General features: G+C 66.5%; 23 protein-coding genes. 10 read left to right on the top strand and 13 right to left on the bottom strand.

What is annotated here, in order from left to right; all coding sequences use genetic code 11:
• Window positions 1-46: 46 nt before the first annotated feature.
• The 6 genes from MKCMC460_RS06685 to infA form a co-directional block, all read right to left on the bottom strand.
• Entirely contained in the window at window positions 47-1090 is a 1044-nt protein-coding gene (locus tag MKCMC460_RS06685; RefSeq protein ID WP_236981217.1) for a DNA-directed RNA polymerase subunit alpha, read from the bottom strand.
• An 81-nt stretch (window positions 1091-1171) separates the two neighbouring features.
• The gene (gene rpsD, locus MKCMC460_RS06680; protein WP_238305420.1) at window positions 1172-1777 is read right to left on the bottom strand and encodes a 30S ribosomal protein S4; all 606 of its coding nucleotides are present in this window, start codon (window positions 1775-1777) and stop codon (window positions 1172-1174) included.
• A gap of 18 nt (window positions 1778-1795) precedes the next feature.
• Entirely contained in the window at window positions 1796-2215 is a 420-nt protein-coding gene (rpsK, locus tag MKCMC460_RS06675; protein WP_065143524.1) for a 30S ribosomal protein S11, read from the bottom strand.
• Between the two features lie 5 nt (window positions 2216-2220).
• Window positions 2221-2595 carry a 30S ribosomal protein S13 gene (gene rpsM / locus MKCMC460_RS06670; protein WP_036352829.1) on the bottom strand — a complete coding sequence of 125 codons (375 nt, stop codon included), beginning with the start codon at window positions 2593-2595 and terminating at the stop codon, window positions 2221-2223.
• Between the two features lie 164 nt (window positions 2596-2759).
• On the bottom strand, window positions 2760-2873 hold the full coding sequence (gene rpmJ, locus MKCMC460_RS06665; protein ID WP_003886927.1) for a 50S ribosomal protein L36: 114 nt from the start codon (window positions 2871-2873) through the stop codon (window positions 2760-2762).
• A 39-nt stretch (window positions 2874-2912) separates the two neighbouring features.
• Window positions 2913-3134, bottom strand: a complete 222-nt coding sequence (gene infA, locus MKCMC460_RS06660; RefSeq protein ID WP_003418601.1) for a translation initiation factor IF-1 — start codon at window positions 3132-3134, stop codon at window positions 2913-2915.
• Between the two features lie 253 nt (window positions 3135-3387).
• Here infA and MKCMC460_RS06655 point away from each other — a divergent pair, with 253 nt between their 5' ends.
• From MKCMC460_RS06655 to MKCMC460_RS06635, 5 genes are all read left to right on the top strand, one after another.
• A complete protein-coding gene (locus MKCMC460_RS06655; protein ID WP_236981216.1) occupies window positions 3388-4224 on the top strand; it encodes an LLM class F420-dependent oxidoreductase in 837 nt (278 codons plus the stop codon).
• Between the two features lie 31 nt (window positions 4225-4255).
• Window positions 4256-5116: an LLM class F420-dependent oxidoreductase gene (locus MKCMC460_RS06650; RefSeq protein WP_236981215.1), complete on the top strand. Its 861-nt coding sequence runs from the start codon at window positions 4256-4258 to the stop codon at window positions 5114-5116.
• Window positions 5117-5126: 10 nt separating this feature from the next.
• The gene (gene rfbB / locus MKCMC460_RS06645; RefSeq protein ID WP_236981214.1) at window positions 5127-6122 is read left to right on the top strand and encodes a dTDP-glucose 4,6-dehydratase; all 996 of its coding nucleotides are present in this window, start codon (window positions 5127-5129) and stop codon (window positions 6120-6122) included.
• Between the two features lies 1 nt (window position 6123).
• Window positions 6124-6735, top strand: coding sequence for a dTDP-4-dehydrorhamnose 3,5-epimerase (gene rfbC / locus MKCMC460_RS06640; RefSeq protein WP_236981213.1), 612 nt, complete (start codon window positions 6124-6126; stop codon window positions 6733-6735).
• 90 nt (window positions 6736-6825) lie between these two features.
• Window positions 6826-7323 carry a lipoprotein LpqH gene (locus tag MKCMC460_RS06635; protein ID WP_236981212.1) on the top strand — a complete coding sequence of 166 codons (498 nt, stop codon included), beginning with the start codon at window positions 6826-6828 and terminating at the stop codon, window positions 7321-7323.
• A gap of 1 nt (window position 7324) precedes the next feature.
• Here MKCMC460_RS06635 and MKCMC460_RS06630 read toward each other — a convergent pair whose 3' ends face one another.
• On the bottom strand, window positions 7325-8605 hold the full coding sequence (locus MKCMC460_RS06630) for a DUF222 domain-containing protein (protein WP_238305418.1): 1281 nt from the start codon (window positions 8603-8605) through the stop codon (window positions 7325-7327).
• Between the two features lie 123 nt (window positions 8606-8728).
• Between MKCMC460_RS06630 and MKCMC460_RS06625 the strand changes: the two genes are divergently transcribed.
• Genes MKCMC460_RS06625 through mmsB form a run of 3 tightly spaced genes read left to right on the top strand, consistent with a single transcriptional unit; the run spans window position 8729 to window position 12336 of the window.
• The gene (locus MKCMC460_RS06625; protein WP_236981211.1) at window positions 8729-10249 is read left to right on the top strand and encodes a CoA-acylating methylmalonate-semialdehyde dehydrogenase; all 1521 of its coding nucleotides are present in this window, start codon (window positions 8729-8731) and stop codon (window positions 10247-10249) included.
• A gap of 8 nt (window positions 10250-10257) precedes the next feature.
• The gene (locus MKCMC460_RS06620; protein WP_236981210.1) at window positions 10258-11418 is read left to right on the top strand and encodes an acyl-CoA dehydrogenase family protein; all 1161 of its coding nucleotides are present in this window, start codon (window positions 10258-10260) and stop codon (window positions 11416-11418) included.
• A gap of 33 nt (window positions 11419-11451) precedes the next feature.
• Window positions 11452-12336: a 3-hydroxyisobutyrate dehydrogenase gene (gene mmsB / locus MKCMC460_RS06615; RefSeq protein ID WP_236981209.1), complete on the top strand. Its 885-nt coding sequence runs from the start codon at window positions 11452-11454 to the stop codon at window positions 12334-12336.
• A gap of 12 nt (window positions 12337-12348) precedes the next feature.
• On the opposite strand, the gene MKCMC460_RS06610 is transcribed toward mmsB, so the two are convergent.
• The 6 genes from MKCMC460_RS06610 to secY are packed head-to-tail and all read right to left on the bottom strand — an operon-like array spanning window position 12349 to window position 16941.
• Window positions 12349-12849, bottom strand: a complete 501-nt coding sequence (locus MKCMC460_RS06610) for a MarR family winged helix-turn-helix transcriptional regulator (RefSeq protein WP_236981208.1) — start codon at window positions 12847-12849, stop codon at window positions 12349-12351.
• Window positions 12850-12889: 40 nt separating this feature from the next.
• On the bottom strand, window positions 12890-13636 hold the full coding sequence (locus MKCMC460_RS06605) for an anti-sigma factor (protein ID WP_370653080.1): 747 nt from the start codon (window positions 13634-13636) through the stop codon (window positions 12890-12892).
• 48 nt (window positions 13637-13684) lie between these two features.
• Window positions 13685-14230 (bottom strand): sigma-70 family RNA polymerase sigma factor, encoded by a 546-nt coding sequence (locus tag MKCMC460_RS06600; RefSeq protein ID WP_255731138.1) that lies wholly within the window; start codon window positions 14228-14230, stop codon window positions 13685-13687.
• Between the two features lie 44 nt (window positions 14231-14274).
• Window positions 14275-15072 carry a type I methionyl aminopeptidase gene (gene map, locus MKCMC460_RS06595; RefSeq protein WP_236981207.1) on the bottom strand — a complete coding sequence of 266 codons (798 nt, stop codon included), beginning with the start codon at window positions 15070-15072 and terminating at the stop codon, window positions 14275-14277.
• Window positions 15073-15076: 4 nt separating this feature from the next.
• Window positions 15077-15622, bottom strand: a complete 546-nt coding sequence (locus MKCMC460_RS06590) for an adenylate kinase (protein ID WP_236981206.1) — start codon at window positions 15620-15622, stop codon at window positions 15077-15079.
• A complete protein-coding gene (gene secY / locus MKCMC460_RS06585; RefSeq protein WP_236981205.1) occupies window positions 15619-16941 on the bottom strand; it encodes a preprotein translocase subunit SecY in 1323 nt (440 codons plus the stop codon). Before secY ends, MKCMC460_RS06590 begins: the two co-directional genes overlap by 4 nt.
• Window positions 16942-17215: 274 nt before the next feature.
• On the opposite strand from secY, the gene MKCMC460_RS06580 reads away from it, so the two are divergent.
• Window positions 17216-18160, top strand: a complete 945-nt coding sequence (locus tag MKCMC460_RS06580; RefSeq protein ID WP_370653079.1) for an SAM-dependent methyltransferase — start codon at window positions 17216-17218, stop codon at window positions 18158-18160.
• Window positions 18161-18162: 2 nt separating this feature from the next.
• Window positions 18163-19071: a class I SAM-dependent methyltransferase gene (locus tag MKCMC460_RS06575; protein ID WP_236981204.1), complete on the top strand. Its 909-nt coding sequence runs from the start codon at window positions 18163-18165 to the stop codon at window positions 19069-19071.
• Window positions 19072-19079 lie beyond the last annotated feature (8 nt).

Here is a 19079-nt window from a genome sequence, read left to right as displayed (position 1 = left end):
TATGTGGGGCCGGTCCCCGTATCAGGTAGGACCGGGACGGAATGGCTTAGAGCTGTTCGGTTTCCGCGTAGTCCTGGTCGTCGTAGGCGGCCTCGGTGGACCAGGTGCCGGTGGCGACGTCGTAACCGGCGACCTCCGACGGGTCGAAGCTGGGCGGGCTGTCCTTGAGCGACAGACCCAGCTGGTGCAGCTTGACCTTCACCTCGTCGATGGACTTCTGACCGAAGTTGCGGATGTCGAGCAGGTCGGACTCGGTGCGCGAGACCAGTTCGCCGACGGTGTGCACGCCCTCGCGCTTGAGGCAGTTGTAGGACCGCACGGTCAGGTCCAGGTCGTCGATCGGCAGCGCGAACGAGGCGATGTGGTCGGCCTCGGCCGGCGACGGCCCGATCTCGATGCCCTCGGCCTCGACGTTGAGTTCGCGTGCCAGGCCGAACAATTCGACCAGCGTCTTGCCGGCCGACGCCAGCGCGTCGCGCGGCGTGATCGAACTCTTGGTCTCGACGTCCAGGATCAGCTTGTCGAAGTCGGTGCGCTGCTCGACACGGGTGGCGTCCACCTTGTAAGTCACCTTGAGCACCGGCGAGTAGATGGAATCGACTGGGATACGGCCGATTTCGGCACCCGAGGCCCGGTTCTGCACGGCCGGCACGTAGCCGCGGCCCCGCTCGACCACCAGCTCGACCTCGAGCTTGCCCTTGTCGTTCAGCGTCGCGATGTGCATCGAGGGGTTGTGCACCGTGACACCGGCCGGGGGGACGATGTCGCCCGCGGTGACTTCACCCGGGCCCTGCTTGCGCAGGTACATGGTGACCGGCTCGTCCTCCTCGGAGGACACGACCAGGCTCTTGAGGTTCAGGATGATGTCGGTGACGTCTTCCTTGACGCCGGGGACGGTGGTGAATTCGTGCAGGACGCCGTCGATGCGGATGCTGGTGACAGCCGCGCCGGGGATCGACGACAGCAGCGTGCGACGCAGCGAATTGCCAAGGGTGTAGCCGAATCCCGGCTCCAGCGGTTCGATGACGAACTGGGACCGGTTGTCGGTGAGGATTTCCTCCGACAGGGTTGGGCGCTGAGAGATCAGCATGGTATTTCTTCTTCTCCTTCTCGGCACCCGCTATTTGATGCCGTTAGGTATTCCGCTCCGGCGGTTGCCGGCCCGGAAGTCTTACTTCGAGTAGTACTCGACGATCAGCTGCTCGGTGAGCGGGACGTCGATCTGGGCGCGCTCGGGCAGCTGGTGGATCAGGATGCGCTGCCGCTCCCCCACCACCTGCAGCCAGCTCGGGATCGGGCGGTCGCCCGCGGTCTCCCGCGCGATCTGGAACGGCACGGTGTTCAGCGACTGGTCCCGCACGTCGATGATGTCGTACTGCGACACCCGGTAGCTGGGGACGTCGACGCGGACCCCGTTGACGGTGAAGTGACCGTGGGTGACCAGCTGACGGGCCATCCGCCGGGTCCGGGCCAGCCCGGCGCGGTAGACGACGTTGTCGAGCCGACTCTCCAGGATCCTCAGCAGCTCCTCACCGGTCTTGCCGGTGTGGCGCACGGCCTCTTCGTAGTAGCGGCGGAACTGCTTCTCCATCACGCCGTAGGTGAAGCGCGCCTTCTGCTTCTCCTGCAGCTGCTGACGGTATTCGCTCTCCTTGACCCGGGCGCGGCCGTGCTGACCGGGCGGGTAGGGACGCTTCTCGAAGGACTGGTCGCCGCCGACGAGGTCGGTGCCCAGGCGACGCGACTTGCGGGTGATGGGTCCGGTGTAACGAGCCATTGGTATGTCCTCCTAGACCTAGACGCGCCGACGCTTGGGCGGGCGGACACCGTTGTGCGGCTGCGGGGTGACGTCGGAGATGGCGCCCACCTCCAAGCCCGCGGCCTGCAGCGAACGGATCGCGGTCTCCCGGCCGGAGCCCGGGCCCTTGACGAACACGTCGACCTTGCGCACGCCGTGCTCCTGCGCCTTGCGCGCGGCGTTCTCCGCGGCCAGCTGGGCGGCGAACGGCGTCGACTTCCGCGATCCCTTGAACCCGACGTGACCCGAAGACGCCCAGGCGATGACATTGCCCTGGGGGTCGGTGATCGTCACGATCGTGTTGTTGAAGGTGCTCTTGATGTGGGCGGCGCCGTGCGGGACGTTCTTCTTTTCCCTGCGGCGGGTCTTCTGGCCCTTCTTGGCGGAGCCTGCTTGCCCCTTTTTCGCTGGTGGCATCTGTACTACCTGGCCTTCTTCTTGCCTGCGATGGTGCGCTTGGGGCCTTTACGGGTCCGCGCGTTGGTCTTGGTCCGCTGGCCGCGTACCGGCAGGCCGCGGCGGTGCCGCAGCCCCTGGTAGCAGCCGATCTCGATCTTGCGACGAATGTCGGCCTGCACCTCGCGGCGCAGGTCGCCCTCGACCTTCAGGTTCGCTTCGATGTAGTCGCGCAGATGAGTCAGCTGGTCATCGGTGAGGTCCTTGGTGCGCAAGTCCTTGTCGATGCCGGTGGCCGCCAGAATCTCGTTCGAGCGGGTACGGCCGATGCCGAAGATATAGGTCAGCGCGATCTCCATCCGCTTGTCACGCGGCAGATCGACGCCTACTAGTCGAGCCATAGGTGGCGTTTCCTCTTTTTTCTAGGCGGAGGTCTTATCCCAGTCCGTTCCCGCTTGTGCGCGGGGCCCGGCCTCCGTCCGGGCGTGTCCTGTGCGGCGTATCCGCTCAGTGGTGCTGGGAGGTCAGCATTCAGTTGTGTAGGGCAGGCGGGCCCTGCTGTTGATCAGCCCTGCCGCTGCTTGTGCCGGGGATCCTGGCAGATCACCATGACCCGTCCGTGCCGACGGATCACCCTGCACTTGTCACAGATCGGCTTGACGCTCGGGTTCACCTTCACGGCAGTCTCGGTCCTGTTCTTCTCTGGGTGTTTGCGCTGCTACTTGTACCGGTACACAATGCGGCCGCGGGACAGGTCGTAGGGAGACAACTCCACTACCACCCGGTCCTCCGGCAGGATGCGGATGTAGTGCTGCCGCATCTTGCCGCTGATGTGGGCGAGTACTTTATGGCCGTTCTCCAGCTCAATGCGAAACATCGCATTGGGCAGCGGCTCGACCACGCGGCCCTCGACCTCGATGGCGCCGTCCTTCTTAGCCATTACTTTTCGGCGATCCTCTACTTTTCGTTTCCGTGCACCTGGTTCGGCGCAGCAGGCGTCCTGACTTCAAAACGTGAGCCGGTGATGGAAATTCCGCGAAGTACTCCGCAGAATTCAGGACTGGGCACGCCAAGAGCCGGCACGAACGCCGCACCGTCGGGCAACGATACCCGCTTCGCTGCCCCCGACGCAAAACGCCGTAGCAGCCCCGACACCCGGAATAGGCCAGGTCACCCCGGGGGTTGGAGCAACCATGACCGATTCTGCTGTAGGAAAACCTGATCTTGGCCGGTTCGGCTCGTTCGGACGCGGCGTCACGCCCCAGCAAGCCAGGGAGATCGAAGCCCTCGGCTACGGCGCGGTCTGGGTGGGCGGCTCCCCGCCCGCCGAACTGGACTGGGTGGAGCCGATTCTGGAAGCGACCAACACGTTGCAGGTGGCCACCGGGATCGTCAACATCTGGACGGCAGCCGCAGCGCCGGTCGCCGAGTCGTTCCACCGGATCGACAAGGCTTACCCCGGTCGTTTCCTGCTGGGGATCGGCGTCGGTCATCCGGAGGCGCACACCGAGTACCGCAAGCCCTACGACGCGTTGGTGGAGTACCTGGACCAGCTCGACGAGTTCGGTGTGCCCAAGAACCGGCGGGTGGTGGCCGCGCTGGGCCCGCAGGTTCTCAAGTTGTCCGCCCGGCGCAGCGCTGGCGCGCACCCGTATCTGACCACCCCCGAGCACACCGCCCGGGCGCGCGAGCTGATCGGCCCGCAGGCCTTTCTGGCGCCCGAGCACAAGGTCGTGCTGACCACCGATCCGGAGCAGGCGCGGGCGGTGGGCCGCAAGGCGCTCGGCATCTATCTCAACCTCGCCAACTATCTGAACAACTGGAAGCGGCTCGGCTTCACCGACGATGACGTCGCCAAACCGGGCAGTGACCGCCTGGTCGACGCCGTCGTCGCGTACGGAACCACCGACGCCGTCGCGGCGCGGCTGCGCGAGCACCTCGACGCGGGCGCGGACCACGTTCCGGTCCAGGTGCTGGCCCGAGACCCGGTACCGGTGCTGGCCGAACTGGCCACCGCGCTCGGGCTATAACGGGTACCGGTAAACGGGTATAGGAGCTCAGATGACTGACTCGGTTTCCCTCAAACCTGACCTGGGCCGGTACGGCGTATGGCTGGGCAGCCGCTCGCTGGACCCGGGGCTGGCGGCCGACATCGAATCGCTGGGTTACGGCGCGGTGTGGGTCGGCGGATCGCCGGATGCCGACCTCGCGTGGGTCGAACCCGCGCTGGCGCAGACCGATTCACTGCAATTGGCCACCGGGATCGTGAACATCTGGTCGGCGCCGGCCGACGAAGTCGCGGCGTCGTATCAACGCATCGAAGCCGCGCACCCGGGGCGGTTTCTGCTCGGTGTCGGGGTGGGTCACCCGGAGCACACGGAGCAATACCAGAAGCCCTACGACGCGCTGGTGTCCTATCTCGACGATCTGGACAAGGACCTGGTGCCGACCAGCCGGCGGGTGCTGGCCGCGCTGGGTCCCCGGGTGCTCAAACTGGCCGCGGAGCGCAGTGCGGGAGCTCACCCGTACCTGACCACGCCGACGCACACCGGCAAGGCCCGCCACCTGCTCGGCAACTCGGTGTTCCTGGCACCCGAGCACAAGGTGGTGCTGACCACGGAGGCCGAGGAGGCCCGCGCGGTCGGCCGTAAGTTCGTCGACTTCTACCTGGGCCTGAGCAACTACGAGAACAACTGGCTGCGGCTGGGGTTCACCGAGGACGACGTCCGCAAGCCCGGCAGCGACCGGCTGATCGATGCCCTGGTCGCATACGGCACTGCCGAGGACATCGCGCGCCGGCTCACCGAGCACCTGGACGCGGGCGCCGACCACGTTGCCATCCAGGTGCTGGGTGCGTCACGCCCCGAGAAGCTGGTCCCGGTGCTCGGCGAATTGGCAGGACCACTGGGCCTCAGCCGTTAGGGTTGTGCCCATGCGACTGCTGGTCACCGGAGGGGCGGGCTTCATCGGCGCGAACTTCGTGCACAGCACGGTGCGCGAACACCCCGAAGACTCGGTGACGGTGATCGACGCGCTCACCTACGCCGGACGGCGGGAATCGCTGGCCGACGTCGAGGATTCGATCAGGTTCGTCGAGGGCGACATCTGCGACACCGAACTGATGACGCAGTTGGTGGCCGAGTCCGACGCCGTCGTGCATTTCGCCGCCGAATCCCACGTGGACAATGCTCTGGACAACCCGGAGCCGTTCCTGCACACCAACGTGGTGGGAACGTTCACCATCCTGGAAGCCGTTCGGCACCACGGGGTTCGGTTGCACCACATCTCCACCGACGAGGTCTACGGCGACCTGGAACTGGGCGATTCGCAGCGGTTCACCGAGGCAACGCCCTACAACCCGTCGAGCCCTTATTCGGCGACCAAGGCCGGCAGCGACATGCTGGTGCGGGCGTGGGTGCGGTCCTACGGGGTGCGGGCGACGCTGTCCAATTGCTCCAACAACTACGGCCCGTACCAGCACATCGAGAAGTTCATCCCGCGTCAGATCACCAATGTGCTGACCGGCCGGCGGTGCAAGCTCTACGGCGCCGGCGCCAACGTCCGCGACTGGATCCACGTCGAGGACCACAACAGCGCGGTGCGCGTGATCCTGGAAAAAGGCAAAATCGGGCAGACCTACCTGATCAGTTCCGAGGGTGAGCGCGACAATCTGAGCGTGCTGCGCACAATTCTGCGCATGATGGGCCGCGATCCCGACGACTTCGACCACGTCACCGACCGCGTCGGCCACGATCTGCGGTACGCCATCGACCCGTCGCTGCTCAACAACGAATTGGGTTGGGCGCCAAAGCACACCGACTTCGAAGACGGCTTGCGGGCCACCATCGACTGGTACCGGGACCATGAATCATGGTGGCGCCCCCTGAAGGACGCCGCCGAGGCCCGCTACGCCCAGCGTGGTCAGTGAGATGAAGGTACGCGAACTCGGCGTCCCGGGGGCCTGGGAGATCACCCCGACCATCCACGGCGACGCGCGCGGGATGTTCTTCGAATGGTTGACCGACAAGGGTTTTCGCGGCTTTGCCGGCCATGGCCTGGACGTGCGGCAGGCCAACTGTTCGGTGTCGTCGGCCGGAGTCCTGCGTGGCCTGCACTTCGCCCAGCTGCCGCCGAGTCAGGCCAAGTACGTCACCTGTGTGCGGGGAGCGGTATTCGATGTCGTCGTCGATATCCGGTTGGGTTCGCCGACTTTCGGTGAATGGGACTCGGTCCTGCTGGACGATAAGGACCGGCGCACCATCTACATCTCCGAGGGGTTGGCGCATGGTTTCCTTGCGCTGCAAGATGATTCGACGGTGATGTACCTGTGTTCGGCGGAATACAATCCCCAGCGCGAACACACCATCCGCGCCACGGATCCCACGCTGGCCGTCGACTGGCCGCTGGTGGACGGTGCCGCCCCCAGCCTGTCGGACCGCGACGCCGCGGCCCCCAGCTTCGCCGAAGTGCGCGATTCCGGCCTGCTGCCCACCTGGGACGAGACCCAGGCATTCGTCAAGGGCTTGTCGAGCCGGCGCTAATAGGCGTCTGTGCAACAGGCCGCGCCACCGGCCATACTGCTTGGGCATCTGTCGTGCGTCGGGCCGCAGAATGACTGAAGGAGAACTTTGGTGAAGCGAGAGCTGTTGATCGTCTTTGGCGCCGCGGCGCTGGTCGCGGGCATGGCGGGATGCTCGAAGGACGAGAAGTCTTCGGGCAGTTCATCTTCGAGTTCGGCTTCGTCGTCGGCCGCGACCAGCACCAGTTCCGGCACCGTGCCGGCGTCGCCCGCCGCAGCGGCCGGGGAGACCAAGGTCCTCATCGGCGGCCAGCCGCAGCCCGTCGGCCCAGTGGTGTGCGAGACGTATCAGGGCAAGTTCTCCATTCAGATCGGCGATCCGATCATCGGCGTCATCGTCGGACTCGAGCAAGACGGGTCCGCGGTCCACAGCGCCGGGCTGGGCACCGTCGACGGCGTGGTCCTCAGCTTCACCGAGGGCGCGCCGGGCAACAGCGCCAAAGCAACCAAGAACGGCAGCACCTACCAGATCACCGGCACGGCGACCGGCGTCGACAACGCGGGCGCACAGGTCAGCAAGACCTTCGAGGTCGACGCCACCTGCCCCTGATTTAGGCGGCATGGCGGTTGGTCAGTGTGATGCTGATGGCTGTTTCGATTTCGCTGATATCGAATTTCGGATAGATCGGTGGCGCGGACGATTGGTACCGCGCACCGGTCGGCGTCGCGTATGCGGCGGTGTGGGTGCCGTTGTTGTCGTGGGTGGTGACGGTCCAGCCGGGTGATTCTTTGAGGTAGTTGCAGTGTTCGCAGAGTCCCAGGCCGTTGGTGGCGGTGGTGGGTCCGCGGCGTTTGCAGGGTTGGGCGTGGTCGCGGTGGCGGATGGGGGCGTCGCAGTAGGGGGTGCGGCAGGTTTGGTCGCGCAGGCCGATGAAGTCGGCCAGGCCGCGCGGGAAGGTGCGGGACCGCGATTCCAGGGCGACCAGGGCGCCGGTGGCAGGACTGGCATAGAGCCGGCGCAGCGTCGCCTTGGACTTCCGGTCGGCCACCGCGCTGGTCACCATGTTGCGGGCCACTGCGGCGGGGATGGGTCCGTAGCCCTCGAGGACGGCCGGCGCGGTGTCGTCGCCGAGCAGCGCCTGATCGGAGATCACCACGTTGACCGTCACCGGTGCCGCCGCGCTGGCGGGGGTGCCGGTGACGCGCTCAACCAAAGTGTCGGCCATCACCTGCCCACGTGAGCGGCCGTCGAAGGTGGTGTCGGCGGCGCGGCGGAGCGCCGCGTAGACGCCCACACCCTGGGCGACCGGCAGTAGTGCGCTGATCCAGGTCATCATGTCCGGGGCCGGCCGGGTGGTGACCGTGCGCTCCTCGACCGCTTTAGCAGCGCGATCGACGACCGCGTGCGGGTCCAGACGGTAAGCAATCGTCTTTGCGGCGGCGGTGATGCGCCGATCACCCATGCCGGCCAACGCCGCCGCGTCAGCGCACAGCTCGGCGTCGAGCCTGCGTCGATCTTCGAGGTCCAGGCAAGCTGATTCGCGCACGATCAACGTCGCGCGCCATTCCGAGAGCGCCCCGGATTCCAGGGCGGCCAGGGTGTGGGGCATTTCGTGGACCAGGGCTTTGGCGAACCCGAGGTGGCGACCGCCGCGGTTCGGGGAGTCGTGGCGGGCTAGGGCGACCTCGCTGGCCACCCCGCGGCCCCGCTTGCCCGCGGGCACCCCGGTGGCTGCCTCGGTAGCGCGCCGCGCGGCATCCAGGGCCGCCGCCGCGCGGGCCTGCCCGGCCGCCGCGGCGCATTTGATCTGCTCGAGCTCGGTGATCCGCGCGATCAACTCGGCCTCACCGGCGCCGGCCGGCACCACCGCTAAGTCAAGCGATTCGCACATGTGTTCGATCGTAGCACAGTCCGGCGCAAGGTGCACACCGGACCGCCTTGCGATCGCCCGCCGCAATTTACTAGGATATGCAAGTATCGTTCCTATACTCCTCCTAACCCCGCTGGGACAACCATGACCACACAGGTTCCGCACTTCATCGACGGCCAGCGCACCGCCGGCCAGTCCACCCGCACCGCCGACGTTCTCAACCCCAGCACCGGGGAGGTCCAGGCCACCGTGCCGATGGCCGGCCAGGCCGACGTAGACGCCGCCGTCGCATCCGCCAAAGAAGCCCAAAAGGGTTGGGCCGCTTGGAATCCACAGCGTCGCGCCCGAGTCTTGATGCGGTTCATCGAGCTGGTCAACCAGAACAGCGACGAGCTTGCCGAGCTGCTGTCCCTCGAACACGGCAAGACGGTGGCCGACGCCAAGGGCGACATCCAGCGCGGCATCGAGGTCATCGAGTTCTGCCTCGGCATCCCCCACCTGCTCAAGGGCGAGTACACCGAGGGCGCCGGGCCGGCCATCGACGTGTACTCGCTGCGCCAACCCCTCGGTGTGGTCGCGGGGATCACCCCGTTCAACTTCCCGGCCATGATCCCGCTGTGGAAGGCCGGCCCCGCCCTCGCGTGCGGAAATGCGTTCGTACTCAAGCCAAGTGAGCGGGACCCATCGGTTCCGCTGCGCCTCGCCGAGCTGTTCACCGAGGCCGGACTGCCGCCCGGGGTCTTCCAAGTGGTGCACGGCGACAAGGAGGCCGTCGACGCCATCCTGCAGCACCCGGACATCAAGGCGGTCGGGTTCGTCGGCAGTTCCGACATCGCGCAGTACATCTACGCCAATGCCGCGGCCACCGGGAAGCGATCGCAGTGCTTCGGCGGGGCCAAGAATCACATGATCGTCATGCCGGACGCCGACCTCGAGCAGGCCGTCGACGCGCTGATCGGCGCCGGCTACGGCAGCGCCGGCGAGCGGTGCATGGCCATCAGCGTTGCCGTCCCGGTGGGCGAGCAAACCGCGGATCGATTGCGCGCCAGGCTGATCGAGCGAATCAACAATCTGCGGGTCGGCCACAGCCTGGACCCCAAGGCCGACTACGGCCCGCTGGTCACCGAAGCAGCGCTCAATCGCGTGCGCGACTACATCGGCCAGGGTGTGGACGCCGGCGCCGAACTGGTCATCGACGGCCGTGAACGGGCAAGCGACGACTTGACTTTCGGTGACGCCAACCTGGAGGGCGGCTTCTTCATCGGCCCCACTCTGTTCGACCGGGTCACCACCGACATGTCCATCTACACCGACGAAATCTTCGGCCCGGTGTTGTGCATCGTGCGGGCGCACGACTACGAAGAGGCCTTGCGGCTGCCCAGCGAACACGAATACGGCAACGGCGTGGCCATCTTCACCCGCGATGGCGACACCGCGCGCGACTTCACCTCACGGGTTGAAGTGGGCATGGTCGGCGTCAACGTGCCGATCCCGGTACCGGTGGCCTACCACACCTTCGGCGGCTGGAAGCGCTCGGGATTCGGCGACCTGAACCAGCACGGCCCCGCGTCCATTCAGTTCTACACGAAGGTGAAGACCGTCACGTCGCGCTGGCCATCGGGCATCAAGGATGGTGCCGAATTCTCCATCCCGACAATGGATTAGCGGTCACCATGTTCACTCTTGACGACGAAGAACGGGTAATCACCGAGACAGCGGCGGCGTTCGCCGAAAAGCGCATCGCCCCGTTCGCCCTGGAATGGGATGCCAGCAAGCATTTTCCGACCGATGTGCTGCGCGAGGCCGCCGAACTCGGCATGGCGGCGATCTACTGTCGCGACGACGTCGGTGGCAGCGGCTTGCGGCGACTCGACGGCGTGCGCATCTTCGAACAGTTGGCCATCGCGGATCCGGTCACCGCCGCGTTCCTGTCCATTCACAACATGTGCTCGTGGATGATCGACCGCTACGGCACCGAGGAGCAACGCAAGAGCTGGGTGCCGCGACTGGCCTCGATGGATGTCATCGCGAGTTATTGCCTGACCGAGCCAGGCGCCGGTTCCGACGCGAGCGCGCTGAGCACCCGCGCGGCCAAGCAGGGCTCAGATTACGTACTCGACGGCGTCAAACAGTTCATCTCCGGCGCCGGCGCGTCCGACGTGTACGTGGTGATGGCCCGAACCGGATCCGAGGGTCCCCGCGGCATTTCGGCGTTCGTCGTCGAAAAGGACACGCCTGGGCTGAGTTTCGGTGCGATGGAACAGAAGATGGGCTGGAACGCGCAGCCCACCGCGCAGGTCATCCTCGAGGGCGTCCGGGTACCTGCCGACGCGATGCTGGGCGGCGCCGACGGCGAGGGCACCGGCTTCGGCATTGCGATGAACGGCCTCAACGGTGGCCGGCTGAACATCGCGGCATGCTCACTGGGCGGCGGCCAGTCCGCGTTCGACAAGGCGGGCGCGTACGTGCGCGAGCGCCACGCGTTCGGCAAGGCCCTCATTGACGAGCCCACCATCCGGTTCACCCTGGCCGACATGGCCACCGGGTTGGAGACATCGCGAATGATGTTGTGGCGGGCGGCGAATGCGCTCGACGAGGACACCGCCGACAAGGTGGAACTGTGCGCGATGGCCAAGCGCTATGTCACCGACACGTGCTACGAAGTCGCCGACAAGGCGCTGCAACTGCACGGCGGTTACGGTTACCTGCGGGAGTATGGTCTGGAAAAGATCGTTCGCGATCTGCGGGTGCATCGGATCCTGGAAGGGACCAACGAGATCATGCGGGTAGTAGTCGGCCGCGCCGAGGCCGCCCGTTTCAAAGCTGCGGGATAAGCCGCCGGATGAACCAGTGCTAGAAGGGCGACCATGACCGAGTTCCTGACGATTGCGTTCCTCGGTCTGGGAAACATGGGCGGGCCGATGTCGGCGAACCTGGTGAAAGCGGGCCACGCGGTGCGCGGGTTCGACCCCGCCCCCGCCGCTGCGGACGCCGCTGCCGGCCAGGGCGCGGCGGTCTTCGACAGCCCGGCCCAGGCGGTGGCCGACGCCGACGTGGTGATCACCATGCTGCCCAGCGGTGATGTGGTCAAACGTTGCTACGCCGAGATTCTGCCCGCCGCACGGCCCGGTGCCCTGTTCGTCGACAGCTCCACCATCTCGGTCGATGACGCGCGAGAAGTCCACGCGCTGGCCGAGTCTCACGGCATGGCGCAGGTCGACGCGCCGGTCTCCGGGGGTGTGAAGGGTGCGGCGGCCGGCACGCTGGCGTTCATGGTCGGCGGCGACGCCGAAGCCGTGGAGCGTGCCCGCTGGGCGTTGAAACCCATGGCGGGCAAGATAGTTCACTGTGGCGGCCCGGGCGCCGGACAGGCCGCCAAGGTGTGCAACAACATGGTGCTCGCGGTGCAGCAGATCGCGATCGGTGAAGCGTTCGTGCTGGCCGAGAAGCTTGGGCTACCGGCGCAGTCGCTGTTCGACGTGATCACCGGCGCGACCGGTAACTGTTGGGCGGTACATACCAATTGCCCGGTGCCAGGACCGGTTCCGACATCGCCGGCGAACAACGATTTCAAGCCGGGTTTTGCGACCGCGCTGATGAACAAAGACCTGGGCTTGGCGATGGACGCGGTGAAATCGACCGGAGCGTCGGCGCCGCTGGGTAGCCACGCCGCCCGTCTCTACGCCGATTTCGCTGTCGAGCACCCCGATAAGGACTTCAGCGCGATCATCGAAACCCTGCGCGAGGCTTAAAAAACGCGGGTCCTAGAAGTCGCCCGCGTGGCGACGCAACGTCTCGATCGACGACACCAGCGCCTCCGACTCGTCGGCCCCCATCCCGATGTCGGCGAACACCTGCTCGTTGAGGGTGACGGTGGCGTCCTCGACGGTGGACCGGCCGAGTTCGGTGATCTCGACCAGCGTGGTCCGCCCGTCGGTGGGATGCGGCACCCGGCGCACCAGCCCGTCGGCTTCCAACCGCCGGATCGCATGCGTGACGCTGGTGACGTGCACCTGCAGCCGGTCCGACGCCTTGGTGATCGGCAACGCGCCGGTGCGGCTGAACGCCAGCAGACGCAGCAGTTCGAACCGGGAGAAGCTCAGGTCGTAAGGCCGCAGGGCCGCTTCGACCCGCGCCAGCAGGATCTGATGCGCCCGCATCACCGAGGTCACGGCAACCATGCCCGACGAGACGTCAGCCCATCCGGCCCGCTCCCAATTGGCCCGTGCCGCGGCGATGGGATCACGCTTCGCGGAGTCGGCCACGCCTCTTTCTTACCGCACTGGGGCCCTCGACGCGGCCCTCTCAGAGGGTCCGTTCCAGCAGTACCTGTCCGCTGTCGGCGGAAATCACTCGTACGGAAGCGATCTGGTCGAGTTGCGTCGAGGTGCTGCCCGCCGGGTTCGCGGTGCGGCCGGGCTCGGCCACCCAGGTGGCCAGCCGGGTCTGGCTGCCGTCGCGATTGACTATCACCATGGCAAGGGTGTCGTGGTGAGCGTCCGGCGGCGCCAAGCAGTAGCACTGCAGGCTGATCATCGTCCCCCAGCTCTGGCTGCTGAACAAAATCGTCGACGTCAACAGCTTGGTTCCGACCTGCGCCATGGGTTGGGCCGACGTGGCGGCGGGCTGCGGGTGATTCCCGAAAATGTCGGCCGCGCCATTCACACCCACCAATACGCCGACACCCAGCACCACGGCCGCGGCAACCGAGGCCGCCCAGGTGGTGATGCGGGTGCGGCGCCGGCGCGCGCGCACGGTCTCCAGCAACGACGGCAGTAGGCGCGGCGATATCTGCGGTACGTAGCCCGACTCGCTGATCGCATCCACGTCGGCATGGCTCAATTGGGCGAGCAGGGCCGGGATGCCGCTGAGTTCGGCGACGGCGTCGCGACATGCCGGACAACCGGCCAGGTGGTCTTCGAATTCGCGGCGGTCCGTCGCGGACAGCGACCCCAGTACATAAGCGGCATCCCATGTCGCATAGTGATGCGTGTCGGTGGGCGGGCCGTGCCGTTCCGACGGCCCCCACGACGGCCGATTCATGTCATCCATCTCCCGTCATCCTCACGTATTCGGAGCCGACGACCGCCCAGACGGCGATCATCGGGTGACTCCCAGTTCCTGCAGTTGCAGCCGCAGCGCCCGCACGGCGTAGTGCAGCCGCGACTTCACCGTTCCCTCGGCGATTTTCAGGTCGTCAGCTATCTGCGTGGTGGTCCAGCCGCGGTAGTAGGACCGCTCGATCACAGCCCGATGGTCAATGGAGAGCTGGGCCATCGCGTCGCCGATCAACAGCCGGTCGAGGGCCGCGTTGACCTCGTCGGGGGTGGCCCGCTCCGGCGCCCCGGCCTCGTCGATCGATCCCACGACATTGCGGAACCGGGCGCTGCGGCGGTCGTCGATGATCATGTTGCGGGCTACGGTGAACAACCACGCCCGAGCCGACCGCGCCGCGTCGCCGACGACCTCGGGGTGCTGCCAGGCCCGCAGCAGCGTCTCCTGGACGACGTCCTCGGCCTGGCTGGCATCGCCGGTCAACCGCAGCGCGTAACGCCACAAGGCCGCGGCATGCTCGTCGTACAACGCCTTCATCAGAGCGGCTTCGGCGGTCTCGGACCCGCCCCAAGTCCCGGCCTCGCGAGCCACTCGATCACCTCCCGCCTACGACACGAGCCGAGCGGCGAGTTGGTTCAGAGGGTGAGGATACGCGGACCATCCTCGGTGACCGCCACGGTGTGTTCCCAATGCGCCGCGCGGGACCCGTCGATGGTGATGACCGTCCATTTGTCGTCCAGGACGTTCGTCTTTCCGCTGCCCAGCGTCAACATCGGTTCGATGGCCAGCACCGATCCGGCCGCCAGTAACGGCCCCCGGCCGGGGACACCTTCGTTGGGCAGGAACGGGTCCATGTGCATCTGCCGGCCGATGCCGTGGCCGCCGTACCCCTCGACGATGCCGAATGCGCGGTCGTAGCGGGCCGCGGCGGCACGGGTTCCGGTTTCGATGGCGTGCGAGACGTCGGTCAGCCGGTTCCCGATGACCATCGCCGCGATGCCGGCTTCCAGCGACTCCTTGGTGGCCTGGGACAGGGCTTCGTCGGCCGGAATGAGGCTGTCGATCCCGAAGGTGACGGCGGCGTCGCCGTGCCAGCCGTCCAGGATGGCGCCGCAGTCGATGGAGACGAGGTCACCGGGCGCGAGGACCTCGGTGGCCGACGGAATGCCGTGCACCACACGGTCATTGACCGACGAGCAGATCGAAGCCGGGTATCCGTGGTAGCCCAGGAACGACGGGACGGCGCCGGCCTCGCGGATCACCGATTCGGCGATCTCGTCCAGCGCCAGGGTGGACACTCCGGCTGAGGCGGCGGACTGCACCGCGCGCAACGCCGCGGCGACCACGGCGCCCGCCGCGGCCATGGCGTCGAGCTCACCGGCGGTGCGTTGCGGTACGACCCGGCGGCCCCGCAGTCGTGCCAGGGCACCCATCGGGTTACTTGCCCAATGCCTGCAGCGCGCGGGCGAACACCTCGTCGAGGGTGCCCACCGCGTCGACAGTCTTCAGTTCGTCGCGGTAGTAGTCCAACAGCGGCGCGGTCTCGTCCTGGTAGACCTTCATCCGGTTGAGGATGACGTCCTCGGTGTCGTCGGCACGACCACGGCCCTTCAGCCGGGTCAGCAGTTCGTCTTCGGACACCCGGAACTCCACCACCGCGTCGATGTCGGTGCCACGACGCTGCAACATGTCGTGCAGGGCCTTGGCCTGTTCGACCGAGCGCGGGTACCCGTCGAGGATGAACCCGTTGGCCGCGTCCGAATCGTTCAGCCGGGCGTCGACGAGTTCGTTGGTCAGCTCGGATGGCACCAGGTCGCCGGCATCCAGGTAACGCTTGGCCTCCAGCCCGAGCTTGGTGCCCTGCTGGATGTTCGAACGGAACAGTTCCCCGGTGGATATGTGGGGGATGTTGAGCTTTTCGGCCAGCTTCTCCGCTTGTGTTCCCTTGCCCGCCCCCGGCGGACCAAGCAGTACGACTCTCACTTGAGGAACCCTTCATAGTTGCGCTGCATGAGCTGACTCTCGATTTGCTTGACCGTATCCAACCCGACACCGATCATGATCAGCACCGCGGTTCCCCCGAAGGGTAGATTCTGGATCCCGCCGCTGTTACCCATCTGCAGGAACACGTTGGGCAGCACCGAGATCACACCGAGGTAGATCGAGCCGGGCAGGGTGATCCGGCTCAGCACATAGCGCAGGTAATCGGCGGTCGGTCGGCCGGGGCGGATACCGGGAATGAAGCCGCCGAACTTCTTCATTTCGTCGGCGCGTTCGTCGGGATTGAACGTGATCGAAACGTAGAAGTACGTGAAGAAGATGATCAGGCCGAAATAGATGCCGATGTAAACCGGGTTGCTCGGATCGGACAGATATTTGCTGACGAATTTGCTCCACCAGCCGCGGCCACCGCCGCCGCCGCTGTTCACCAATTGGGTGATCAGGTTGGGGATGTAGATCAGCGAGGACGCGAAGATCACCGGGATGACGCCGGCCTGGTTGACCTTCAGTGGCAGGTAGGTCGAGGTTCCGCCGTACATCCGCCGTCCCACCATGCGCTTGGCGTACTGCACCGGAATCCGCCGCTGGCCCTGCTCGACGAACACCACGCCGACGATGATCAGCAGCGCGGCCCCGCAGACCGCCGCGAAGATCATCCCGCCGCGGCTCTCCAGGATCTGGTTGCCTTCGGCCGGAATCCGGGCGGCGATACCGACGAAGATCAGCAGCGACATACCGTTGCCGATGCCGCGTTCGGTGATCAGCTCACCCATCCACATCACCAGGGCCGCGCCGGCGGTCATCACCAGCACGATCACGATCTCGGAGAAGATGGTCTGGTTGGCCAGGATGTCCAGCGAACAACCTTGCAGCAGCCCGCCATTGGCGGCCAGCGCCACGATGCTGGTGGCCTGCAGTATGGCCAGCGCGATCGCGAGGTAACGCGTGTACTGCGTCATCTTGGCCTGGCCGGCCTGACCTTCTTTGCGCAGCTCTTCGAAGCGCGGGATGACCACGGTGAGCAGCTGCACGATGATGCTCGCGGTGATGTAGGGCATCACGCCCACCGCGAACACCGTCAGCTTCAGCAACGCCCCGCCGGAGAACAGGTTGATCAGCGAGTAGATCTGTCCGGCCTGTCCACCGCTGGCCTCTTTGATGCACTGCTGGACGTTGTGGAAGTTGACCCCGGGCGACGGCAGCGTGGCGCCGACGCGGTACAGGATGACGATGCCCAGCGTGAAGAGAATCTTCCGTCTCAGGTCGACTGTTCGCAGCGATGAGATGAAAGCCGAAAGCACTCTTCCTCCTGCGCAGCCGAACTCTGGTACGGCATGTCGACCGGGATTGGCCGGTTGGGTCCTTTTTCTGATCGTTCCTGGGGTTATTCCGCGTACACCTGCCCGATACCAGCAGGCCAGGGCGCGTCAAACCGTGTACGAGACTAACAGTTGATGTGGGCCGGCCCTGCCAGGGCCGCTCTGGGACCACCGCGACGGGCGGCGACGGCGGCGTACAGTCGGGATAGCTCGTTATATTTGCTAAGTATCAGATCTGACTATCGGGAGCGTACGAATGACCCAGATGCCCAGCGCTCGGTTCGAGGGCGACACATGGGACCTGGCATCCAGCGTGGGCCTGACGGCCACCATGGTCGCGGCGGCGCGTGCCGTCGCCGCCCGGGACACTGCCGGCGCCGGTGCGGTGGCCACGGACCAGTTCGCGGAGCCACTGGTACGGGCCGTGGGCGTCGACTTCTTCGCCCGGCTGGCCAGCGGTGAACTGGACGCGGGCGAACTCGACGAGGAGACGGCCCGCGGCACCGAGCACTTCGCCAACGCGATGGCGGTGCGCACCAGGTTCTTCGACGACTTCTTCGGCGACGCGACCGCGGCCGGCATCCGGCAGGCGGTGATCCTGGCCGCCGGCCTGGACTCACGGGCCTACCGGCTGCGCTGGCCCGCGGGCACCACCGTCTTCGAGGTCGACCAGCCGGCCGTGATCGCGTTCAAGACCGCCACATTGGCCGGCCTGGATGCGCAGCCGACGGCGCAGCGCCGGACGGTGGCCGTCGACCTACGCGAGGACTGGCCGGCGGCGCTGCGCGACGCCGGCTTCGACCCGGCGCAGCGCACCGCGTGGATCGCCGAGGGTTTGTTGGGTTATCTGCCGGCCGAGGCTCAGGACCGGCTGCTGGACCAGATCACGGCGCTGAGCGTGCCCGGCAGCCGATTCGCCACCGAAGGCCTGCTCGACATCAATGCGCTCAACGAGGACGAACTCCGCCGCCGGATGAAGCGCCAGAACGAACGATGGAGCCGGCACGGACTCGACTTCGACATGGCCGCGCTGGTGTATTTCGACGACCGTACGGATGCCGGCACGTATCTGGCAGCGCACGGTTGGCACACCACCAGGGTGGGCAACGCCGACTTGTTCGCCGCCCACGGGCTGCAACCGGCCGAGGCCGACGACGCCCCGTTCGGCGAGGTGGTCTTCCTGACCGCGGAGCGACGGTAGCCATGTCCATCGAATCGCAACGATCCACCGGAGACAGCTGGGACCTGGCGTCGAGCGTGGGCGCTACCGCGACGATGGTCGCTGCCGCCCGCGCCGTGGCCAGCAGACAGGACAATCCGATCATCGATGACCGGTTCGCGGCGCCGCTGGTGCGCGCGGTCGGCCTGGATTTCTTCACCCGCCTGGTCGACGGCAACCTTCCGGGCGAGCGGGCCGAGCACGATTTCCAGCTCGAGATCGATTCGATCGCGGTCCGCACCCGCTTCTTCGACGAGTTCCTGCTCGACGCCGCCCGCGCCGGCATCCGGCAGTCGGTGATCCTGGCTTCCGGCCTGGACGCCCGCGGGTACCGGTTGTCCTGGCCGCGGGGCACCGTGGTCTACGAGATCGACCAGCCCAAGGTCATCGAGTTCAAGAACGCCACCATGGCCGCGTTGGGCGCCAGCCCTTCCGCGCACCGCAAGTCGGTCAGCGTCGATCTGCGCGACGACTGGCCGGCCGCGCTGCGCCATAACGGATTCGATCCGTCGCGGGCGACGGCGTGGATCGCCGAGGGGCTGCTGATGTACCTGCCACCCGAAGCGCAGGACCTGCTTTTCGACAACATCACCACGCTCAGCGGGCCGGGTAGCCGACTGGCCACCGAGTACCACCCCGACTCCGGGGTGGCGATGTCCGAACGCGCCCAACAGTTCAGTCAGCGGTGGGCCGATTTCGGTTGCGACATCGATCTGTCCGGATTGTTCTACGACGGCAAGCGCAACAACGTCGTCGACTACCTGAGCGGGCTGGGCTGGCAGGTACACACCCGTCCCCGACGCGAGCTGTTCGGCGAGTACGGACGTAGTTTCCCCGAGGAATCCGAACTGGCCCAGCTGCGCAACATCGTGACCGTCACCGCCACCCGCTGACGGTCACC

The sequence above is a fragment of the Mycobacterium sp. 20KCMC460 genome (assembly GCF_022179425.1).
In the GTDB taxonomy this organism is placed as follows: Bacteria; Actinomycetota; Actinomycetes; order Mycobacteriales; family Mycobacteriaceae; genus Mycobacterium; species Mycobacterium kiyosense.
This window is presented reverse-complemented; position numbering and strand designations above follow the sequence as displayed.

What these genes read in the sequence shown, in the direction of transcription:
- mmsB (WP_236981209.1), top strand. Translation starts at nt 11,452, where the DNA reads ATGACCGAGTTCCTGACGATTGCGTTCCTCGGTCTGGGAAACATGGGC.
- MKCMC460_RS06580 (WP_370653079.1), top strand. Translation starts at nt 17,216, where the DNA reads ATGACCCAGATGCCCAGCGCTCGGTTCGAGGGCGACACATGGGACCTG.
- infA (WP_003418601.1), bottom strand. Translation starts at nt 3,134, where the DNA reads ATGGCTAAGAAGGACGGCGCCATCGAGGTCGAGGGCCGCGTGGTCGAG.
- MKCMC460_RS06685 (WP_236981217.1), bottom strand. Translation starts at nt 1,090, where the DNA reads ATGCTGATCTCTCAGCGCCCAACCCTGTCGGAGGAAATCCTCACCGAC.
- MKCMC460_RS06575 (WP_236981204.1), top strand. Translation starts at nt 18,163, where the DNA reads ATGTCCATCGAATCGCAACGATCCACCGGAGACAGCTGGGACCTGGCG.
- rfbC (WP_236981213.1), top strand. Translation starts at nt 6,124, where the DNA reads ATGAAGGTACGCGAACTCGGCGTCCCGGGGGCCTGGGAGATCACCCCG.
- rpsK (WP_065143524.1), bottom strand. Translation starts at nt 2,215, where the DNA reads ATGCCACCAGCGAAAAAGGGGCAAGCAGGCTCCGCCAAGAAGGGCCAG.
- rpsM (WP_036352829.1), bottom strand. Translation starts at nt 2,595, where the DNA reads ATGGCTCGACTAGTAGGCGTCGATCTGCCGCGTGACAAGCGGATGGAG.
- MKCMC460_RS06655 (WP_236981216.1), top strand. Translation starts at nt 3,388, where the DNA reads ATGACCGATTCTGCTGTAGGAAAACCTGATCTTGGCCGGTTCGGCTCG.
- MKCMC460_RS06650 (WP_236981215.1), top strand. Translation starts at nt 4,256, where the DNA reads ATGACTGACTCGGTTTCCCTCAAACCTGACCTGGGCCGGTACGGCGTA.
- rfbB (WP_236981214.1), top strand. Translation starts at nt 5,127, where the DNA reads ATGCGACTGCTGGTCACCGGAGGGGCGGGCTTCATCGGCGCGAACTTC.
- MKCMC460_RS06620 (WP_236981210.1), top strand. Translation starts at nt 10,258, where the DNA reads ATGTTCACTCTTGACGACGAAGAACGGGTAATCACCGAGACAGCGGCG.
- MKCMC460_RS06630 (WP_238305418.1), bottom strand. Translation starts at nt 8,605, where the DNA reads ATGTGCGAATCGCTTGACTTAGCGGTGGTGCCGGCCGGCGCCGGTGAG.
- map (WP_236981207.1), bottom strand. Translation starts at nt 15,072, where the DNA reads ATGGGTGCCCTGGCACGACTGCGGGGCCGCCGGGTCGTACCGCAACGC.
- rpsD (WP_238305420.1), bottom strand. Translation starts at nt 1,777, where the DNA reads ATGGCTCGTTACACCGGACCCATCACCCGCAAGTCGCGTCGCCTGGGC.
- MKCMC460_RS06605 (WP_370653080.1), bottom strand. Translation starts at nt 13,636, where the DNA reads ATGGATGACATGAATCGGCCGTCGTGGGGGCCGTCGGAACGGCACGGC.
- MKCMC460_RS06625 (WP_236981211.1), top strand. Translation starts at nt 8,729, where the DNA reads ATGACCACACAGGTTCCGCACTTCATCGACGGCCAGCGCACCGCCGGC.